The following is a 22,904-nucleotide window of genomic DNA, read 5'->3' as shown; positions in this document are numbered from 1 at the left end:
CTTTCAGATAATCAATAGAATAAGAAAGTATAAAGGATAAATGGGTTACGACTTGGAAACGAGCGAGTTTCTTTTCCATTCTTTATTCTGCATTACTTCAAAGAACACTTAATCCCATTGCAAAGTTAAGATAAAAACTGAATATTACAATATCCTCGGTATTATTTTACCACAGGAAGTGTTAAATCTGTGCATTTTCGGATTTGTTTTCTTTCTTTTTTTGTATTTTTGCCCCATCTTAACAATATATAACCACAGTGTATGAGTATGATGAAGACAGTCTTGAAAGCAGCAATATTTTCAGTATTATTCCTTTCTGGGGGAAACTTGTCAGCGCAGGTTTCACCTATCCGGTTAGGTGTCCGTTTAGGTTGTGGCATGTCTGTCACTACTGGTCTGGATAAGATTCTTGTTCCAGAAGACTATTATTCCAATTACAGTTTCAAAGACAAGTGGCAGTTTACTCCAACAGTTGGTGTATTTGCTCAGTATCATGTTGATGGTTCCATCATAGGTGTTGAAGGTGGATTTAGCTATTGGCAGAAGGCATCACAGCTTGTCTATAATGATAATAAGGAGTTAAACTATAAGGTAACACCTCGTTATAATTACATTGGTGTATCTGCTCTGTTGAAGATTTATCCTTGGCGCAAAGGCTTCAATATCTCTATTGGTGGACGTGCGGGAGCTAATCTTAATGGTAAGGACATATCTTACGAGAGTAATCAAGAAGAAAGTAAGTTTGCAAACTATCATTTTGCCACTGTCGCTGAGACGGAACGTCTGATGAAAGAGAAGCTGACAGGACAGCCAGACATTGCTGTTGGAGGTGGCTTCGGATATGAAATAGACCATCATTGGGCTGTGGACCTACGTTATTTTTATGGTTTAAACTCTACTATCAAGACAGAGCATAATGACTATAACTGGGCAGAACACTCAACCCATGGACAGAACATAGAGCTTAGTATCAGCTATCTTTTTAAACTTTAACCCTTATGAGTTTATCTATGAAGGACAAGAGCAACAGAAAAAAACGTTATATTCTGGCAGGAATCTTTCTTGGCATAGCTGCTCTTTTGGGTATAGAACGCTGTGTTAATGACGAGCCAGAGGCTGAGCAGCGTATAGAACAAAAGAAAGCAGACAAGGCACCATCACAATCTACTACACCGCATGTCTCTTCTTCTTTAGACAAGACAAAAGTGCAGAAGGATTCGGGACGTTCAGATTGTGTATATAATAAGCTGGGGAATGTGTCCCGAAACGTTACAAGTATCAATACAAGGAGAATTAAAAAATCAAGCATGACAAGGAAAACCGCTAATGGCAAACATTTTTCGTCAGAGCAGCCAATCCTTTCTCCATCATTATCAACTGACGTTTCATCTTTAAACGATAAAACAGCCAGTATAAAACACGAGACGAAAGAACCAGACAATGAACCTACTAATCAGAAAACAGGTGAACATGTTCTTGACAACTCTATGAATAACCAGCCCACCATAGTAGAGGAAATTCCGAAAGATACACCATCTTTGATAACTTATTCTTTTCCTCACCATCATCTTTTTCGGATAGGACTCAGAGCAGGAGTAGGTTGTTCTAGCATTACAGGATTAAGCAGTATTATTGAGAACTATGATATACGTCCTACTTTCACTATGAGTGAACGTGGTGGCATCAGTCCTCGTATTGGTGTCTTTGGAACATGGCAATATCGCAGGTTAGGTGCTGAGCTTGGCATTGATTACACCCGTATTCTCAGCAAGCTGACGGAGCGCAAGATACCGGATAAAGTAACCGAGGCTACACGATTTCATTATAATTTCATTACTCCACAAATCTTGCTTCGTTTCTATGCTTTCCCAAAGTTCTATATGGGGGCCGGCATCAGTGCCGCCATTCCGTTCGGCAGCCGTAACATCGACTTCACCAATGACCACATTGGAGAGGTGTACCGGCAGCAGGCTGAACGTACGCAGGACCACCTGAGGGAATCCGTCAAGGCACGGGTGGCGTTCGTTCCTGCCATAAAGATCGGCTATGTTGATGCAAAGAACGGTCTGGAGGCAGGACTGGAATACGGTTTCGGATTCAATGACATGCTCCGCACCTGCGCCAATGACTACGGGTATCAGGAACGTACGAACAATCTGCAGACCGTCAGCCTTACCATCGGGTACAGTCTTCCTCTCGGAAAAGCCAAATAAACAGCATCCTGCAATCCTATTAAAACAGTCTCTGTATGAAACATAAATACCTCACAGCAGTTTCCTTCTTTATATCCGCTCTTTCTGCCACAGCCCAGACTCCTGGTGGTGTAGATAAGCCAATGGTCTGGTCACACGATTCTGTCTCCGTCCGTGTCTCTGCTGGTGCTGGACTTACCTATATAGGCGTAAGTAAGGTATATGGCGAGAAGGAACAGGCCATCTGGAGTCTCGGCAGCGGAAAAGCTATTACTCGTATGCAGACAACTGAGCGTGCTGCAAACCTTGGCAATGGTACTTTCATGAATTATGCCAAGGACTCGCTGCCTGAAATGCGACTTTACAGCTATACTACTTCTTCCAATATGGGTAATGGTCAGACTTTGCATATCGGCCGGAATGGGAACGCTAAGTTGCCTGTAAAGAACCTTGATGGTAGAACTGTTGAGTATACCGTCTTCGATCGTCGCCTTTCTGATACTGAACGGTGCCGTGTGGAAAGCTATCTTGCATTGAAATATGACGTTAGCCTTCGCAGCAGTTACCTTAATTCAAGAAGTGAGGTTATTTGGAATGGTTATACCAACAAAGCCTATAGTCACCGTATAGCTGGCCTTATCTCAGACAAGGCTTCTGCCTTACATAAGACAAGAGCCAAGAGCTGTGAGGAAGACGGTTTTCTTACAATCAGTATGAGCAAGCCTCTTGAAGATGGTGAGAGTCTTCTTTGGGGTGACAACAATGGTAAACTTTCTTTCCATCAGAGTAAGGCTTACGGCAAGTGGCTCGGTAGAAGATGGATGGATACAGCAACACGGATTGACAAGCCTAATGTTGATGTTGTAGCTGATGGTAAGCAACTACGCCAGATACAGCCTCTTGCAGAAGGTGAGAGCTACTATCTTGCCGTTGATCCTACAGGAACGGGTGACTTTCCTGTCAAAACTCTGAGCTATCATAAGGCAAACATGACAGTTGGTGACAGTATTGTCTTTAAGAATATACCGTTAGGTAAACGTGATGTCTTCACGCTACGAGCTGCCAAAGATATGTTTACAACGATAGAAGTAGTGCAGCCAAAGGAGAAGAGCGGCAGCACAGGAACACTTTCTGTTAGAGTAACAGGCGGTATTGCCCCTTACAAGATGACTCTACAGAGAGAACACATGTCTGTTTTCAATCGTACTACAAGCGACAGCATACAGTCTGCTGATGGACTCATAGAAGGAAAATACCTTCTTACGACGACAGACCATGTGGGTAACAAGGCTGAGAATGAGTTTCAGATTTCGAAGACAGGTATCACAGAGATTCCTTCCATGAACCCTTCTGACGGAAACAGTGACTTCTTTGCAAATGTAAGTGTAAGTCCTAATCCAACAGTGAATGGATATGTCAGTGTGCAGGTGGAACTGAGCGAAGTAGCTCCATTGGATATGGCACTCTATACGACGGGTGGAGCTCTTGTCAGTCGTCAGACCAATATGCCTGATATATATTTCTCTACCAAAGTCTATCTTCCACAGACAGGTGTCTACTTATTGACACTGCAAAGTGGTAGCAAAGAAAAGACATTTAAACTGGTGAGGAAGTAAATCTCATTTTTATCTTTTATAAAATTTTCCAACGCAAGTATATATATATTGAGGACCTTTAGGTCTGAAACAAAATAGCAAGAATAATGAAGTATTCTACACATTCACTCCTCCTTCCGTTCCTGTTGCTTTCAGGAATCATACTAAACTCCTGTAATGGTGGGAGTAGTCGTTCTGCTAAAGAAACAGTAATCAGTGATTCTACATGTACTGGTACAGTCTCTTCTGTCCAAAAAGATAGCATTTTCCGAAAGGCTACTTCCTTACGAAAACAAGTCAAGGACAGTGTACAGAACTCACCTGTGAAGAGATTCTCCAAAGAAATCGCAAGAAATCAAAAGTTGAATCGTGTAGATACTCACAAGCCGAACAAGAAACCTGCAAGACTTTTTGCAGACTTAGGCAAACATACCGTCAGCAAGTTCTTTGCTAACTCCGACAGCGATACGCTCAATGTTGGACGAGCCCAGCTTGCCGTACCACGTGAGGCTATGGCAAAGGGTAAAGTTCTTAGTATTACACCACTTAGAAAAGGTGAATTACCAACCTTGCCTACTGGTATGGTAAACGTTACAGGTGGCTGTGATACATTGATGGCAAGAACAGATACGGTGTCAGGTTATCGCTTCTTACCTCATGGCAATCATTTCGTCCATCATCTGGCAAGTATCGCAGTACCTTACGACAGCACGTTGATACCGAAAGGCTATACTGTAGATGATATTCACACCTATTATTATGATGAACTGCACCAACGCTGGACAATGCTCCAGTCAAAAGGTATTGATACTAAACGTGAGGTGGCAATGGCAGAGACATCACACTTTACGGATGTCATCAACGGTATCATCAAGGTTCCAGAGAGTCCCGAAACACAGAATTATGTCCCTACAGGTATCAGTGAACTGAAGGCTGCTGACCCAGCTGCGGGTATTCAGCAGATCGAAGCCCCATCAGCTAATCAGAATGGTACGGCGTCACTGTCCTATCCTTTCGAAGTTCCTGCAGGGCGTAATGATATTGGTGTAAGTGCCGGCTTACAGTACAGCAGTGAGGGCGGTAGTAGCTTTGTAGGCTATGGATGGAGTCTTCCTGTACAGAGCATTGACATAGAGACCCGATGGGGTGTACCACGTTTTGATGATAAGTCAGAGACTGAGAGCTATCTTCTCATGGGACAGCAGCTCAGTGACCGACTCTATCGTAGGACTGATTCTTTGTCACGTCAGACTGACAAGCAGTTCTATCCAATGACTGAAGGTGGTTTCAGTAGGATTATCCGAAAGGGTAACAGCCCGAAGAACTATTACTGGGAAGTGACTGGCAAGGATGGTACAGTCTACAGTTATGGTGGTCATGGTGGTCATGTCAGTGATGCTACTTCTCTTACAGATACCAATGGTAACCGTGTCAAATGGGCACTTGATCGTGTTACCGATGTCCACGGAAACTTTGCCGCATTCCATTACATGAAGTCTGGCAATAACCTTTATCCTGAACGTTATACATGGACAGGATTCGGGGAGACGGAAGGACTGTATAGCATTGAATTCAATATTGACTCTATAGCCACAGACCGAAAAGATGTGACGAGTAGCGGAAGACTTGGCATTATGCAAAAGGACAAAGGGCTACTCCGTAAGGTCACGGTGAAGAATAATGGTCAGCAGCTCCGCAGCTATACCTTAAACTATGAAGAAGGACCGTTTGGTAAAATGCTGCTAAAGAGCATTAATCAGAATGACAGCAGGGATGGTAAGGTTGCTACACAATCCTTTGACTATTACAATGACCTCAAAAATGGTCTTTTTTCTTCTAAGGCAGAACTGTGGAAGGCTCAATCTGACGACTATGAGTCATTCCTCAGCCATTCGGTTCATGGGTGTGACGACTATCTTAGTCTCCTTGGTGGTGGAGCTTCGAAAAGCCGTACTACGGGAAGGGGAACAATGATAGGTGTAGGTTTCACTGGTGGAACAGTAAACGTCGGTCCATCTTTCTCTACTAGCAAAAGTTCAAATACAGGTAAAGTTGCTTTTGTAGATATTGATGGTGATGGACTACCTGATAAGCTTTTCAAACGAGGTAACAAACTTTTCTATCGTAAAAACATGAGTGCAGATGGAAAGGATTTACTCTTTGGTAAAGCGTTACTGATACCAGGAGTAAACTCTTTCTCTGAAGGTAATAGCATCAGTCGTTCTCTTAATGCAGATGCTGCTGTTGAAGTTGGTATTACAAATAAACTTGGTGCTTCTGTTGGAATTTCCTATACCCATTCAAAGGATCAGGACAAGACAACTACCTATCTTTATGATTTCAACAGTGATGGACTTACAGATATAGCCGTCAATGGTCAGGTATATTTCAATCATATTGTAGACGGGAAACCTGTATTTAGTCCAGCAAGTAGTGTAACTGCCAATCCTATTATTGGTGAGGGGGCTCCTATTGATAAACATTTTATTCCAGACTATAAGGTTATTCGTGACTCCTTGGAAAAGGAATATCCCCTGAATGATGCCGTCCGTATGTGGTGCGCACCTTTTGCTGGCAGGGTCAACATACAAAGTACTATAAAGAAGCTTAGCAATCAAGGTGATGGCATCATCTACAGCATTCAACATGAGAGTGATGGCTTCATGGTCCGCGACTCTTTATTACAAGCTGGTAGCAAAACCAACAATCTTAATTGTGATGTAAACGTAGGAGACAGAATTTTCTTCCGTCTTCAGTCTCGATATGATGGTGAGGACGACAGGGTTCTTTGGAATCCTATAATTACTTATACCTCTTTGCCTGTCGGCAAGGATAGGTATCTGTCGGAAGACTTAAAAACATATAATAGTAAGGCTGATTATATAGAGGGTGAAAACAATGTAGTTATCTTTAATCGTACTGGCAAGGTAACGCTCCATGCTCCTTATATGAAAGGAAAGACTTCTGATGATGTTACACTTATCGTCACACGATTGGATCATCATGGTGAAACGATTGTAAAACGACTTAAACTTCCTGCTGACAGTATCGTCAATGACTCCTATGACTATACCGGTAACATAGATGAGAAAGATTCTGTTTCATTCTTCTTCGAAATCAAGACCACTTCTCCCCTCGATTGGACTAAGGTACAATGGGCAGGTAACTATTTCTATGAGACGGACCAAGACAGTGTACGTTTTGTGGCATCTCGTAGGATGTTCAACAAGCCTGTCAGCATCGCAGAGCGTAAAGACCTAAAACAGGATGTAACGGTACGGAGTAGAAAGTATAGACCAACGCTTTCTATTGTTCCTATGCTCTCTGTCGTACGCAAGGACAATAGAAATGATATAGATACAGCTACTGTCTATCTGACCTTACACGATAAGGATGGAACTCCTGTGTTGCATCATACCTGTAGGTTGAACGCATCCAATACGCTCAAGCCAGATACCATCACTATTACAGATACCACACTGATCAAACGATTGAGTTTAGGCAAGATAACGGCAACCTTTGCCATAGAGAATGAATTGGCAAGTGTGAGACAGGCTAAAGTAAACTTCCTTCGAGACAGTCTCTCTTATCAGAGTGCAACATCAATGGTAGTAACAGGTGAACAACGTGTACTTGTTGATACATTAGAGGCTTGTGTGTTCTCTGGGTATAACTCTATTGATTATGGGAGGCTCTACCGAGGATGGGGACAATTTGCTTATAACGGCAATAAAGCTTATGCCTCCCAGCCAATAGAAGTATCAGCACTGACCATTGACAGGGACAAATATAAGAATATAGCTGAGCATTATAAATCCACACACGATGGCAATCAACTTGCAAAGAGTCTTACTCCTGTCAATGAGCAGCGTTTCTTTGTGATGGGCTATGACACTAACAAGAGGATGTATGTTGGCGGCTCTGAACATGTCTTTATCTCTTTAGATACAATCTGTAGTTCTCGTATCGGCGAGGATGCTATTATAATAGACAGTGTGCATTATGCTAAAAATGCGGGTGAATTGTCTGCACCTGTACTTATGAGTGAGTCAAAGAGTAATGGCTATGGTGTAAGCGGTGGAATCTCCTATGCAGGACTCAGTGGCAGCAAGAGTACACAAACTTCTTATAGCAAGGTGTCTCTAATGGATATCAATGGTAATGGCTATCCTGATTGGTTAGAAGAGGTAGATGGCAATATTGTTACTCAATACACAAAAGCAACGGGTACACTTGGGGAAGATCGCATGAAACTAAATGTCACGCACCCAAAATTTAAAGCAAGTTCCTCTACTATTGGTGCAGATGCAAGTCTATCAAAACAGGCTTCGTCAAAGAGTGCTTTAGCTATCAGTATCAACCCTAAACCACAAGACGATGAAACTCCAGGCGGTAGTGATACACATAATTCATCCAATGGTAATGCTATCTCCAGTGTGTCTGTGAGCGCTAGCGGAAACTTTACATCAGGAACGTCTCATACAGAGAGTGATTGGATAGATCTCAATGGTGACGGACTACCTGATATGCTCTTGGGCGACAAGGTGAAGTTTGGTCTTGGATATAACTTTACAAATGAAGAGAGTAGTGGGGTAACGTCGTTGGAGTCTTCTGAAAATAGCACATGGGGTGCAGGACTTGGTACATCCATTGGGGTACTTGGTAATGCTGATATTTCTTTCGGTGTCAATGGAACGAAGACAACAACAAAGTACAATGTGTCTTTTATAGATGTTAATGGCGACGGTTTACCTGATATGGTAACTCGTAATGCTGACAAGTTCACCATAATGTTGAATACGGGATCTGGATTTATTCCTTATTCCGAAGAGCAACAAGGTCGTTTCAATGAGTCATTGGCAACGTCTGTTTCTCAATATGGTAATTTTGCTGTTTCCATTCCAATACACATTCTGTTTTTAAAACTGAGATTTACAGCTAAGGCTACTAAATCTTGGTCAAGTGGTGTTAGTTTCACAAGTGCAGCCTTGAGAGATATTGATGGTGACGGTCGTCCTGACCTTATCGTTTCTGACGGGGCAAAGCAGCTTATCGTCTACCGTAACCTTACGGGCAGAACGAACATGCTACGCTCTGTGACACTTCCTTTCGGCGGACATATCCATATCAGCTATGAGCAGACAACTCCAAGCTACGACCTGCCGGGACGTCGCTGGGTGATGTCATCTGTTGAGACGACGGGTGGATACAAGGAGAACGGAGCAATACGAAGCAGGAATACCTTCGAATATAGTGGTGGCTATCGTGACCGTCGTGAACGTGACTTCTATGGTTTCAAGCAGGTACGTACCAATCAGATAGACACCGAGAACGGTGACAGACTCTATCGTTACTCCGTCCAGACCTATGGTAAGAACAGGGATTACTATACGCATGGGCTTGTTACGAGTGAGTATCTCTATACCGCTGATGGAAAGAAGCTGCAGGGATCTCTATATGACTACGACCTGAAGACACTTGCCGTTGGTCATAACACGGCTGACGCTGTTGTCTTCCCTGCCCTAAAGACACTCGTTCAGAGTAACTTTGATGTAAATAGTGGGGATAGCCTGGCGATTGCGGTCAATAATACTTACGATGACTATGGTAACCTACAGGGATATAAGGAGACGACAACAGCCTATAGCTTAGAGGCAAACATTAACTATCATAAGATTGCCGATAAGTATATTGTCAGTGTTCCGAGCCATATCACTGTCAGCAGTGGCGGTAAGACTTACCGTGAACGCTCAACGAAAGTGGACGGCAACGGTGAGATAACGGAGATCATGCTCCATAACGGTGACAAGCCATCAGTCTATAACATGACTTACGATGGTTATGGTAACATCACACGGATGACGAAGCCGGAGAACTATAACCATCAGCGTATGTTCTATGCTTATACGTATGACGACCGCTATCATAGTCTTGTGACAAGTGTCAAGGATGCATACGGCTATAGCTCCAGCACGGCTTATGATGGTCTTTGGAATGCTCCGTCTGTAACGACCGACCTCAATGGGCAGAAGATGGAATACACCTACGATGCCTTAGGACGTCAGCAGACGATTCGTGCTCCGTATGAGATAGAAAGTGGTCAGCCGTTTACTATCCGTTTTGAGTACTTCCCTGCAGAGCGTAAGGCACATACTATCCATTATTCTAAGGACGGAAACATTGACACCTATACCTTCGCCGACTCGCTGATGCGTGCCGTTCAGACGAAGCAGACGGGTGTGGTGTGGTCTGGTGGTAGTAATCAGAAAGTCTCTATCGTCAGTGGAAGGGCTGTCATCGATGCCTTCGGACGTAACATTACAGCTTATTACCCAATGACGGAGAGTTATGGTAACATTGGAACTTACAACCACGCTACGGGTGATCTGCAGGCAAAGACGGAGTATGATACGCACGACCGTACCACGAGTGTGACGCTTGCTGACGGTAGTGTGACACGTACGGCTTATACTATCAGTAGCCATGACGGAGAACCTATGCTCCAGACAACGATCACGGATGCACTGGGACGACATGCGGAGAGCTATACCGATGCCAAGGGACGCAACCGGGAGACGGTGCAGCATGCCCGTGGTGAGGATATCACGGTGAAGTACAGCTATGACCCTGTCGGACAGGTGATGACGGTTCAGCATCCTAACGGCAAGGAGACGAAGTATGCCTATGACTTGCTTGGTCGGAAACTGATGGTGAATCATCCTGATGCAGGTGAGACGGATATGACCTATGATGCGGCGGGTAACCTCCTGACGAAGCTCACGGCAGAGCTTAGGAAGTCGATATCTGATAAGGGTTATATCTCTTACACCTACGACTTCGAACGGCTGCATGAGGTGCTTTATCCTGAAAATCTCTTCAACCGTGTCACCTATACCTATGGTAAGGCTGGCGATAAGTACAACCGTGCCGGTCGTCTTGCCCTTGTAGAGGATGCTTCGGGTGGTGAAGCGTATTACTACGGCAGACAGGGTGAGGTGACGAAAACCGTCCGTACGGTCATGGCGAGCGTGGCGGATATCAGGACTTATGTCTATGGTGCTACGTATGACAGCTGGAACCGGGTGCAGACGATGACTTATCCTGACGGTGAGGTGGTGACTTATCACTACAATGCTGCAGGACAGGTGGAGAGTCTTACGAGCAATAAACAGGGACGTCAGAGCGTTATTGTTGACAGGATAGGTTACGACAAGGAGGGTCATACGGTCTATACGAAGCTCGGTAATGGCACGGAGACTACCTATACCTACGACAGGCAGCGTGAACGTCTGCAGGTGATGAACCTTACAGCGGACGGTCAGACTGTGATGGAGAACAGGTATCGTTATGATGCAGTGGATAATATCCTCGGTATCACGAATGCTGCCAACCCAACGTCGCTGACAAAACTCAACAGGGCGAAGCTGGGAGGAAAGAGTATGCATACGTATGAGTATGATGAGCTGAACCGCCTTATTCATGCCAGCGGTAAGGCTAAGCGTGCATCGTATGATATGGTGATGTCGTTCGGTCGGATGAGTGAACCGCTGACGAAGATTCAGAAAGTGGACTCAACGACAACTGCTAAGTCTTATGACTTCGCTTATAAGTATGAGGACAGTAACCATCCGACGGCTCCAACGCAGATTGGGCACGATCATTACACCTACGATGCCAACGGTAATCCAACGCTGGTAACGAATGACTCAACGAACACTACCCGTGAGATGTATTGGGATGAGGATAATCGGTTGATGGTTCTCTCTGACAACGGTAAGACAAGCCGTTACACTTACAACGCTGCCGGTGAACGCATCATGAAGAGTTATGGTACGATGGAGGGTGTGTATATCAATGGTGCACCGCAGGGTATTACCTTCCACGAGACGGACAACTTCACACTTTATCCTGCAAGTATTCTCTCTGTCAACAAGAACAGATTCACGAAGCATTACTTCATTGGTGACAAACGAGTTGCTTCAAGGATAGGAACGGGACAGTTTAACAACGTTTACGGACGCAACGGCTCATACGTCACCGCTGGTCAGCAGGACTATGCTGAGCGTATGAATCAGATCCAGACACAGAAGGAAGCGTATTATAAGAAGGTGGGTGTAGCACCTGGTGTACCGACAGAGAAGGGTGCGTACGGTGATCCGGAGAATACGCACATCGGCTACAACTCCATTATCAGGGAGCTGGGCAACCATGATGTCCCACAAGGCTGGGTGCAGACCCCGAAGCCCAACACCACACCGAATACCAACCCCGGTTCACCCGTAAGCTGGAATGACCCGAGCAACCCTGATGACCCGCAGGCTGGTTATGGTTATATTCCAAACGACACCACAAAAGAGGAGACCTTCTTCTATCACAGTGACCACTTAGGCAGCACGTCTTACATCACAGATGACAAAGCCAATATCACACAATATGATGCTTACCTACCATACGGTGAACTGTTAGTTGACGAGCATAGTAGCAGTGAAGACCTACCGTATAAGTTCAACGGCAAACAGTTCGATGACGAAACTGGCTTGTACTATTACGGTGCAAGGTACATGAATCCTGTGGCAAGCATTTGGTATGGTGTGGATCCGTTGGCTGAGAAATTTCCTTTAATATTTGGATATTCCTATTGTGGAGGTAGATCTATAGTATTACGTGACAAAGATGGTAGACGCCCAACTGGGCACGAGGCAGCTTTAATGGCAAGGGCAGTTTATAAGGATGGAAATGATAAAAAAGATTTAAAGGAATTGGAGAAGGCTGGTTGGTTTATATCGAATATAAAGACTTCTATTCGCTCTCGAATGAACTATACTAAATTTGGTGAAAATGGTTTACAATCGACTATTTTTGAACGTAAAAATATTAAAACCGGAAGTACAGAATATGCCTATGTGTTTGCTGGCACAAACTCTATAGAAGATCTCATAGAAGATTTTTCACAAGTAGCTTTAGGGGCTCCACAATACAATATGGCTATAGACAATGCTAGAAAGTTATCAAAAGAATTGAAAAAATCTACGCTCACATTTGTAGGACATTCTTTAGGGGGAGGTTTAGCAGCAGCTGCAAGTATGGCAACGGGTAGAGCTGCTATAACTTTCAATCGTGCATCTGTAAGCGAACGAACAAAATCAATAAATAAGCTAGGTACAATACAAAATGTAACTGACTATCAAATAATTGGGAAAAAGGCTCTGTGGGGATTAATACGTATAGGTGGAGATCCTGTAAGTAATTTACAAAATAATCTTGGAATAGGTGCAAATGGTAGAAGAATCCTTATAGAATCGAATGACTATTTATTGCACCATTCTATAGACAACTTTGTCCACCTCAAACTTCCAAATTAAATAAGCTTATATGAAAATTAATAGGTATATATCACTAATGGCACTATGCTTAGTTTCTTGTGGTCTTCCATATTGTAAAAAGACACATCTTTCTGAAGAAGAGATGGAATGGATTAATATCTATGGTAAAAAAGAAGATATACTATTTTCAGATGGTTTGTCTATAGACACCTTTGCTTTTATAAAAAAAAATATTTTTAATAAGGTGCACATTCCAATTACAGACTTGAAATCTTGTAACTGGATAGAAGGACAACATGAATATATAGCTAATGCATCTATAGATTTCAAAATTAAACATAATACTCAATGGTGGCAAGGTGTCTTCATAATAAGTAAAAATATGGATTCTACCTTTGTTTCTGAAATTTCTTTTGGTGGCTTATATTCTGATGAAGTAGCTTTGGATAAGACTGACACTAGCATTTCCTTTAAAAATGGGGTTAATTCGGAAGAGGGGAGCTATCAACCGTTATTAGGTATAGAGGAAATAATATGGGATAAAGAAAAAGGAATCATTTGCTACAAATTAAAAGATGGAAGAGTCTTCCATAAACTAGAAGATTGAGACCACCGACCTTAACGGACAGAAGATGGAATACACCTACGATGCCTTAGGACGTCAGCAGACTATCCGTGCTCCGTATGAGATAGAGAGCGGTCAGCCGTTTACTATCCGCTTTGAATACTTCCCTGCAGAGCGTAAGGCACATACCATCCATTATTCTAAGGAAGGCAACATTGATACCTATACCTTTGCCGACTCGCTGATGCGTGCTGTCCAGACGAAGCAGACGGGTGTGGTGTGGTCTGGTGGAAGCAATCAAAAGGTCTCTATTGTCAGCGGAAGGGCTGTCATCGATGCCTTCGGACGTAACATTACAACTTATTACCCAATGACGGAGAGCTATGGTAACATCGGAACTTACAACCACGCTACGGGTGATCTGCAGGCAAAGACGGAGTATGATACACACGACCGTACCACGAGTGTTACGCTTGCTGATGGTAGTGTGACACGTACGGCTTACTCTATTGGCAGTCATGACGGTGAACCGATGCTTCAGACAACGGTCACGGATGCACTAGGACGACATGCGGAGAGCTATACTGATGCCAAGGGACGCAACCGTGAGACGGTGCAGCATGCCCGTGGTGAGGATATCACGGTGAAGTACAGCTATGACCCTGTCGGTCAGGTGATGACAGTTCAGCATCCTAACGGCAAGGAGACGAAATATGCCTACGACTTGCTTGGTCGGAAACTGAAGGTGAATCATCCTGATGCAGGTGAGACGGACATGACTTATGATGCGGCAGGCAACCTCCTGACGAAGCTCACGGCAGAGCTTAGGAAGTCGATATCTGACAAGGGTTACATCTCTTACACCTACGACTTCGAGCGACTGCATGAGGTGCTTTATCCTGAAAATCTCTTCAATCGTGTTACTTATACCTATGGTAAGGCTGGCGATAAGTATAACCGTGCCGGTCGTCTTGCCCTCGTTGAGGATGCTTCGGGTGGCGAAGCGTATTACTACGGTAGACAGGGTGAGGTGACAAAGACCGTCCGTACAGTCATGGCGAGCGTGGCGGATATCAGGACTTATGTCTACGGTGCTACCTATGACAGTTGGAACCGTGTGCAGACGATGACTTATCCTGACGGTGAAGTGGTGACTTATCACTACAATGCTGCAGGACAGGTGGAGAGTATGACGAGCAATAAACAGGGACGTCAGAGCGTTATTGTTGACAGGATAGGTTACGATAAGGAGGGTCATACGGTCTATACGAAGCTCGGTAATGGCACGGAGACTACCTATACCTACGACAGGCAGCGTGAACGTCTGCAGGTGATGAACCTTACAGCGGACGGTCAGACTGTGATGGAGAACAGGTATCGTTATGATGCAGTGGATAATATCCTCGGTATCACGAATGCTGCCAACCCAACGTCGCTGACAAAACTCAACAGGGCGAAGCTGGGAGGAAAGAGTATGCATACGTATGAGTATGATGAGCTGAACCGCCTTATTCATGCCAGCGGTAAGGCTAAGCGTGCATCGTATGATATGGTGATGTCGTTCGGTCGGATGAGTGAACCGCTGACGAAGATTCAGAAAGTGGACTCAACGACAACTGCTAAGTCTTATGACTTCGCTTATAAGTATGAGGACAGTAAGCACCCGACGGCTCCAACACAGATTGGTCACGATCATTACACGTATGATGCCAACGGTAATCCAACGCTGGTAACGAACGACTCAACGAATACTACCCGCGAGATGTATTGGGACGAGGATAACCGACTCATGGTACTCTCTGACAACGGCAAGACAAGCCGTTACACTTACAATGCTGCCGGTGAACGTATCATGAAGAGTTACGGAACAATGGAGGGCGTATATATCAATGGTGCACCACAAGGAATAACCTTCCACGAGACAGATAACTTCACGTTTTACCCTGCTTCAATAATCAGCATCAACAAGAATCGCTTTACAAAGCATTACTTCATTGGTGACAAACGAGTTGCTTCAAGGATAGGAACGGGTATGTTTAACAACGTTTACGGAAGAAATGGAAGCTACGTCACCGCCGGTCAGCAGGACTATGCTGAACGCATGAATCAGATACAGAAGCAGAAAGAGGCATACTATAAGCAGCAGGGCATTGCCCCTGGTGTACCTACAATGAAGGGCGCGTATGGTGACCCAGAGAATACAAAACGAGGATATAACTCTATCATTGACACACTCGGTAACCACGATGTGCCACAGGGTTGGGTTCAGACTCCACACCCCAACACCACACCGAATACCAACCCCGGTCCACCTATAAGCTGGAATGACCCGAGCAATCCTGATGACCCGCAGCCAGGTTACGGCTACATCCCTAACGATACCACGAAAGAAGAAACTTTCTTCTATCATAGTGACCACCTTGGCTCTACGTCTTACATTACGGACGATAAAGCCAATATCACTCAGTATGATGCATATCTTCCATACGGCGAACTCCTCGTTGATGAGCATAGCAGCAGTGAAGACCTGCCGTATAAGTTCAATGGCAAACAGTTCGATGAGGAGACTGGCTTGTACTATTATGGTGCAAGGTATATGAATCCTGTAACAAGTCTTTGGTATGGGGTGGATCCGTTGGCAGAGAAGTATCTTATGACAGGAGCCTATGTCTATTGTGGTGATAATCCAATTGTTTTAAAAGATCCTGACGGGAGAGGATGGATACAAACAAAAAAGGGGATCTATTATAACCCTAAAATTCATTCGCAGAGGGATATAAGTGTACGTGATACTCGGAGAGGCTTCAAATATCTGGGAGAGACTTACCACAATGCCAAACAAGGGATATCATATAGAAGTGATGGCAGTATTTTATTCCGCCATGAGTCGGATGCTTATAAGCATATGTGGAATCATGCTAATAACTTATATAAAGCTCCACGTAATCCACAAGGAAAAGAGGTTGGAGGTTTTTTATTATCTAACGGAAATGTGCTTGTGTTACCTGATTACAATAATGATAGTAGAACGACGAAAATTTCAGGATACGGATACAAAATAGGACATCACTCTGTCAGTAAAGGGAATGTTGTATACTCCGTTGTTGCACAAATTCATACGCATCAAGATACATCTGGCGACCCGACTCCATCATATTACTCCCCGAATGGTTCATATGATGGAAAGCTTGCAGAAAATATGAGAATTCCCGTTTTTGTACTTGGTCACGATAATAATGTTACTGGTATTATTCAGAATAAAAAACATCAAGCTTTTATAGAAGATTTACCTAAACCTTTTAATAAAGTTTCGACATTTCTGAAGGCTAATACAAGTTTCTTTTCTTATGTTGCAAAAAATACATGGTCATTAAAAGAATGAATATGAGACTATTTCTATACGTATTGGCATCGTTTTTTGTCATAAATTTAACGGCATGCAGACCAGAACAAAATGTACAAGGTAATATGAACAATCAAGTCAGTAGTCAAGTAAAATCTGTAGTTGATGAATACGCAAAGCGCCATCCTAAATATAAATCTTTGATTTTTATTACAGACTTTGAATACAATTGGAGAAATGGATATAAACGTAATAATGTAATCTTACTTGGTCCATCTTTGTATTGTTTACCTTCAAAATATAGATTATATCCTTCCCAATTGCAGTATTATAAGGATAAGCTAATATTTATCCAGTCATCTTCTGGCTTTCTTTATGAACAATCGAATATTCTAAAGACTTATAATAAAAACAAAACGAATATTGATAAATGTAACGATAACATTGCATTTTTCCTGAAGGAAGCTTCTGCATACCGGATTAAGGATAATGGAACTATAACAAAAATATCAGAAAGACCTGATACTATCCTATTGAAAAGGAGAGTTGAGTTTCATGCTCCACCAATAAGAAACCGTAATATCAAAAGTAACCAATGAGATACATGGTAGGCTATGCGGAGAATTGTCTACTCTTTTACAGTGATTACATTATAAAATGACGTAATAGTTTTTATAAAGAGGTTTTTGAAGAAGATTACCCGCATGATGCCAACGGTAATCCAACGCTGGTAACGAACGACTCAACCAACACGACCCGTGAGATGTACTGGGACGAGGACAACCGCCTGATGGTCTTAAGCGATAATGGCAAAACCTCACGCTATACTTATAACGCTGCCGGTGAACGTATCATGAAGAGTTACGGTACGATGGAGGGTGTGTATATCAATGGTGCACTGCAGGGAATAACCTTTCACGAGACGGATAACTTCACGCTCTACCCTGCTTCGATAATCAGCATCAACAAGAATCGCTTTACAAAGCATTACTTCATTGGTGACAAACGAGTTGCTTCAAGGATAGGAACAGGCTTGTTCAATAACGTTTACGGACGCAACGGTTCATACGTAACGGCTGGTCAGCAGGACTATGCAGAACGTATGAATCAGATTCAGACACAGAAGGAGGCGTACTATAAGAAGGTGGGTGTAGCACCAGGTGTACCGACAGAGAAGGGTGCGTATGGTGATCCAGCGAACACGGGCGTTGGTTATAATGCTGTCCTCACAGAACTCGGCAACCATGATGTGCCACAGGGTTGGATTCAGACTCCACATCCAAACACAACACCAGGCACTAACCCCGGTCCACCTGTAAGCTGGAACGACCTAAGCAATCCTGATGACCCACAGGCTGGTTATGGTTACATTCCCAATGACACTACAAAGGAGGAAACCTTCTTCTATCACAGTGATCATTTAGGTAGTACGTCTTACATCACGGACGACCACGCCAACATCACACAATATGATGCATATCTTCCATACGGTGAACTCCTTGTAGACGAACACTCATCGAGTGAAGACTTACCGTACAAGTTCAATGGCAAGCAGTTTGATGAGGAAACAGGCTTGTACTATTACGGTGCAAGGTACATGAATCCTGTAACAAGTCTGTGGTATGGGGTAGATCCTTTGGTAAGGGAAGATCCTGAAAATTCTTCTTATATTGTCTGTGGTAATAATACATTAAAATATATTGACCTTGATGGAAGAATTTTTGGGATAGACAATATTATCGGTGGTGTTGTTGGAGGTGTAGTAGAGATAGGAACTCAAATGGTTGCTAATGCTGTAACAGGACAAAAAGTTACAAATATAAGTTGGAGTAAAGTAGCAGTTTCTGCTGGTGAAGGATTTATTACCAGTGGAGCTAGTACAGTTGTGAAAATTACAGCTAAGATTGGTGCTGCTGTAATACAAAGTGCTTTAGACGGAAACAAAGGTGTAAAAAATATTATGATTGGTGCAGCTGTGAATTTAAGTGCGGGAGCAGTTGGTAGTGTAGCTGGTAGATTAGTTAAAGGAGTAGGAAGCAAAGGGCTACAGAAAGCCTCGAACCGAATTATTAGTAGTAAGAGTTCTTTATCTAACGTTGTTCGTCAGAGATTTCATATATCAACTAAAAGAGCACAAACGATAGCAAAACATATACAGAAAGTTCAAAAGAGTGTCGCTGGGCATGTAAGAAAGACTGTGTCGAACACTGTAGGTACAATATCTTCTGGAGTTTCTAGTGGCGTTTATGATAGATATAAACAACGTTCAAAATGAAAATAAAGAATATTTTAACTGTCTTTATAATCGTAGGAGGTATATCTTATGCTCTTTACTGTTCATTAATTACAGATTTTTTATTAAAGTATGGTGAAACAATACATACAAAAGCAGTTGTTGAAGAGAGATTAACAGGTAAGAGTTCATATCCAGTTCTTCGTTATAGATTTTTTTATCAGGGTCAAGCCTATATAGGTTTTGTATCAGAAACTTCATGTTTACGAGTGTTTGATACTATTAATGTTGTATTTTTAGAAACCAACCCTTCTATAAATAGACCGTTAAATGAGATAAAATAAGAGGACCTTATAATGTTGTCACATCACGGATGCACTGGGACGACATGCGGAGAGCTATACGGATGCCAAGGGACGCAACTGGGAGACGGTGCAGCATGCCCGTGGTGAGGATATCACGGTGAAGTACAGCTATGACCCTGTCGGACAGGTGATGACGGTTCAGCATCCTAACGGCAAGGAGACGAAGTATGCCTACGACTTGCTTGGTCGGAAACTGATGGTGAATCATCCTGATGCAGGTGAGACGGATATGACCTACGATGCGGCGGGTAACCTCCTGACGAAGCTCACGGCAGAGCTTAGGAAGTCGATATCTGACAAGGGTTATATCTCTTACACCTACGACTTCGAGCGACTCCATGAGGTGCTTTACCCTGAAAACCTCTTCAATCGTGTCACCTATACCTATGGTAAGGCTGGCGATAAGTACAACCGTGCTGGTCGTCTTGCCCTCGTAGAGGATGCTTCGGGTGGTGAAGCCTATTACTATGGCAGACAGGGTGAGGTGACGAAGACCGTTCGTACGGTCATGGCGAGTGTGGCGGATATCAGGACTTATGTCTATGGTGCTACGTATGACAGCTGGAACCGTGTGCAGACGATGACTTATCCTGACGGTGAGGTGGTGACTTATCACTACAATGCTGCAGGACAGGTGGAGCGTCTTACGAGCAATAAACAGGGACGTCAGAGCGTTATTGTTGACAGGATAGGTTACGACAAGGAGGGTCATACGGTCTATACGAAGCTTGGTAATGGCACGGAGACTACCTATACCTATGACAAGCAGCGTGAACGTCTGCAGGTGATGAACCTTACAGCGGATGGTCAGACTGTGATGGAGAACAGGTATCGTTATGATGCTGTGGATAATATCCTCGGTATTACGAATGCTGCCAACCCGACATCGCTTACAAAACTCAACAGGGCGAAGCTGGGAGGAAGGAGTTCGCATACGTATGAATATGATGAGCTGAACCGCCTTATTCATGCAAACGGTAAGGCAAAGCGTGCATCGTATGATATGGTGATGTCGTTCGGACGGATGAGTGAACCGCTGACGAAGGTACAGAAGGTGGACTCAACGACAACTGCCAAGTCTTATAACTTTGCTTATAAGTATGAGGACAGTAACCATCCGACGGCTCCGACGCAGATTGGTCATGACCATTACACCTACGATGCTAACGGTAATCCAACGCTGGTAACGAACGATTCGGCGAATACTACCCGTGAGATGTACTGGGATGAGGACAACCGCTTGATGGTACTCTCTGATAATGGCAAGACAAGTCGTTACACTTACAACGCTGCCGGCGAACGTATTATGAAGAGTTACGGTACGATGGAGGGAGTGTATATCAACGGTGCACCACAGGGTATTACCTTCCATGAAACAGACAACTTCACGCTTTATCCAGCAAGTATCCTCTCTGTCAACAAGAATCGCTTTACGAAGCATTACTTCATTGGTGACAAACGAGTTGCTTCAAGGATAGGAACGGGACTGTTTAACAACGTTTACGGAAGAAACGGTTCATACGTCACCGCTGGTCAGCAGGATTATGCTGAACGTATGAATCAGATTCAGACACAGAAGGAAGCGTATTATAAGAAGGTGGGTGTAGCTCCTGGCGTACCGACAGAGAAGGGTGCATATGGTGATCCGGAGAACACGGGTGTTGGTTATAATGCTGTCCTCACAGAACTCGGCAACCATGATGTGCCACAGGGTTGGATTCAGACACCACGTCCTAACATGACACCAGGCACCAACCCTGGTGCTCCTGTCTCATGGAACGCCCCGAGCAACCCTGATGACCCACAGGCTGGTTATGGCTATATTCCAAACGATACAACGAAAGAAGAAACCTTCTTCTATCACAGTGACCACCTCGGCAGTACGTCTTACATTACAGATGATAAAGCCAACATCACGCAGTATGATGCTTACTTGCCATACGGTGAGTTGTTAGTTGACGAGCATTCTTCATCCGAAGACCTACCGTATAAGTTCAACGGCAAGCAGTTCGATGAAGAGACTGGCTTGTACTATTATGGTGCAAGGTACATGAATCCTATGGCAAGTATTTGGTATGGGGTGGATCCGTTAGCAGAGAAGTTTCTAAGTGTTAGTGTATATTGTTATACAATGTGTAATCCTATAAACCTGATAGATGAAGATGGTCTTTTCCCCAAACAACTTATCAAATTACATAAAACTTTTTTTTGGCAAAAGGATTATTATACTTTTACTCAGCCTATGGCGCATGTTCTTTCTCTTGTCTCTAGTGTTAACGAACAGGACATTAAAAACACAAGGATATATGTGAGAGGTGTATCTAATCCTTATCCTTGGTATTTTGGAAAAGACAGGTATGGGGGTATTACTTTGCCAGAAAGAAACCATGCTGCAATAACATATACAAATAGTCTATTTGATGATTCTGAATTTGGGCAGAATTATTATGTATGGCTTGATATCTCTAGTCATGAAGTTGGTCATATTAATCACATAAAAGCTAGTAATAAAATTGCCGATAAGCAATATGAGCTTCTTCTAAAAACATCTATGTCTGCAAAGGACATGTATGTACCTTCATTAGAGACTCATCGGACTAATTCATATCTCAGTAAATTTATTGCCTCTTATTTAAAGTATGGAGGACATGATAAATCTCCGTTAGAGAAGCAAGCTGGCAAAGGATCTGATTCATTCAACAGATTCAATAAATTTGTTAATGAGAAATATGGGAATAACTCTTTGATCAACTTACTTAAATCCGATATATCAGATACAAAGAAAATACAACAGATTGATAAGTATTGGAACGAATATGTTAAATCTAAAGAAACAACCAAATAATGAAAAAAATATTATCTGTATTTTTGTTTTTATTATGCTTATTGTCCCTGCCATTTCTTATTTTTCTCTTATTTAACTCGCAAGGGAATGGAATTGAGTTTGATATATCTTCATCTACCATAATAAGTAAAAATGGGAAATTATTTAATGTTTACATTTATAGTGATAATGATAGTATAGAAGATATCCAATTTATACAATTAAAAGAAGGTCATGAAGCGAAACGAAAGATTTCATTAACCTCTGTAGATTCCAATTACGTAATTACAGACTGGCGTGACCACCAAGTAACAAAAATTTTCTTATATCCCAATAGAAAGTATAGAATCGAAAATCATTCTAACGGTGATACCTCCCCGAGTATTATTATGTTCATGACAGATTCGTTAGGGAAACCAGCTTATCAAATGACTGATAGATATTAAGTAGGAAGTGTAAAGAAT

11 protein-coding genes are annotated in these 22,904 nt (G+C 43.1%); all 11 read left to right on the top strand.

What is annotated here, in order from left to right; all coding sequences use genetic code 11:
- Positions 1-270: 270 nt before the first annotated feature.
- The 11 genes from J5A55_RS05170 (at position 271) to J5A55_RS05120 (ending at position 22,886) form a co-directional block, all read left to right on the top strand.
- A complete protein-coding gene (locus J5A55_RS05170) occupies positions 271-993 on the top strand; it encodes an outer membrane beta-barrel protein (protein ID WP_082239084.1) in 723 nt (240 codons plus the stop codon).
- A 17-nt stretch (positions 994-1,010) separates the two neighbouring features.
- Complete coding sequence (locus J5A55_RS05165) at positions 1,011-2,213, top strand: porin family protein (RefSeq protein WP_004381950.1); 1,203 nt, start codon at positions 1,011-1,013, stop codon at positions 2,211-2,213.
- Between the two features lie 35 nt (positions 2,214-2,248).
- Positions 2,249-3,808, top strand: a complete 1,560-nt coding sequence (locus tag J5A55_RS05160) for a T9SS type A sorting domain-containing protein (RefSeq protein WP_004381949.1) — start codon at positions 2,249-2,251, stop codon at positions 3,806-3,808.
- Between the two features lie 86 nt (positions 3,809-3,894).
- Positions 3,895-13,149, top strand: coding sequence for a Tle-like phospholipase domain-containing protein (locus tag J5A55_RS05155; RefSeq protein ID WP_249118597.1), 9,255 nt, complete (start codon positions 3,895-3,897; stop codon positions 13,147-13,149).
- Between the two features lie 10 nt (positions 13,150-13,159).
- The gene (locus J5A55_RS05150) at positions 13,160-13,717 is read left to right on the top strand and encodes a hypothetical protein (RefSeq protein ID WP_249118596.1); all 558 of its coding nucleotides are present in this window, start codon (positions 13,160-13,162) and stop codon (positions 13,715-13,717) included.
- 490 nt (positions 13,718-14,207) lie between these two features.
- Complete coding sequence (locus J5A55_RS05145; protein WP_155813814.1) at positions 14,208-17,057, top strand: RHS repeat-associated core domain-containing protein; 2,850 nt, start codon at positions 14,208-14,210, stop codon at positions 17,055-17,057.
- Positions 17,054-17,617 (top strand): hypothetical protein, encoded by a 564-nt coding sequence (locus tag J5A55_RS05140; protein WP_155813809.1) that lies wholly within the window; start codon positions 17,054-17,056, stop codon positions 17,615-17,617. Before J5A55_RS05145 ends, J5A55_RS05140 begins: the two co-directional genes overlap by 4 nt.
- 164 nt (positions 17,618-17,781) lie before the next feature.
- Positions 17,782-19,293: an RHS repeat-associated core domain-containing protein gene (locus tag J5A55_RS05135; RefSeq protein WP_004384657.1), complete on the top strand. Its 1,512-nt coding sequence runs from the start codon at positions 17,782-17,784 to the stop codon at positions 19,291-19,293.
- A complete protein-coding gene (locus J5A55_RS05130; RefSeq protein WP_004384658.1) occupies positions 19,290-19,595 on the top strand; it encodes a hypothetical protein in 306 nt (101 codons plus the stop codon). Before J5A55_RS05135 ends, J5A55_RS05130 begins: the two co-directional genes overlap by 4 nt.
- An 88-nt stretch (positions 19,596-19,683) precedes the next feature.
- A complete protein-coding gene (locus J5A55_RS05125) occupies positions 19,684-22,461 on the top strand; it encodes an RHS repeat-associated core domain-containing protein (protein WP_004384659.1) in 2,778 nt (925 codons plus the stop codon).
- Entirely contained in the window at positions 22,461-22,886 is a 426-nt protein-coding gene (locus J5A55_RS05120) for a hypothetical protein (RefSeq protein ID WP_004384660.1), read from the top strand. Before J5A55_RS05125 ends, J5A55_RS05120 begins: the two co-directional genes overlap by 1 nt.
- Positions 22,887-22,904 lie beyond the last annotated feature (18 nt).

This window comes from Prevotella veroralis (assembly GCF_018127765.1).
GTDB classification, from domain to species: domain Bacteria; phylum Bacteroidota; class Bacteroidia; order Bacteroidales; family Bacteroidaceae; genus Prevotella; species Prevotella veroralis.
This window is presented reverse-complemented; position numbering and strand designations above follow the sequence as displayed.

Coding starts and splice junctions, on each gene's coding strand:
- J5A55_RS05170 (WP_082239084.1), top strand. CDS start 271: ATGAAGACAGTCTTGAAAGCAGCAATATTTTCAGTATTATTCCTTTCT.
- J5A55_RS05165 (WP_004381950.1), top strand. CDS start 1,011: ATGAAGGACAAGAGCAACAGAAAAAAACGTTATATTCTGGCAGGAATC.
- J5A55_RS05160 (WP_004381949.1), top strand. CDS start 2,249: ATGAAACATAAATACCTCACAGCAGTTTCCTTCTTTATATCCGCTCTT.
- J5A55_RS05155 (WP_249118597.1), top strand. CDS start 3,895: ATGAAGTATTCTACACATTCACTCCTCCTTCCGTTCCTGTTGCTTTCA.
- J5A55_RS05150 (WP_249118596.1), top strand. CDS start 13,160: ATGAAAATTAATAGGTATATATCACTAATGGCACTATGCTTAGTTTCT.
- J5A55_RS05145 (WP_155813814.1), top strand. CDS start 14,208: ATGCTTCAGACAACGGTCACGGATGCACTAGGACGACATGCGGAGAGC.
- J5A55_RS05140 (WP_155813809.1), top strand. CDS start 17,054: ATGAATATGAGACTATTTCTATACGTATTGGCATCGTTTTTTGTCATA.
- J5A55_RS05135 (WP_004384657.1), top strand. CDS start 17,782: ATGTACTGGGACGAGGACAACCGCCTGATGGTCTTAAGCGATAATGGC.
- J5A55_RS05130 (WP_004384658.1), top strand. CDS start 19,290: ATGAAAATAAAGAATATTTTAACTGTCTTTATAATCGTAGGAGGTATA.
- J5A55_RS05120 (WP_004384660.1), top strand. CDS start 22,461: ATGAAAAAAATATTATCTGTATTTTTGTTTTTATTATGCTTATTGTCC.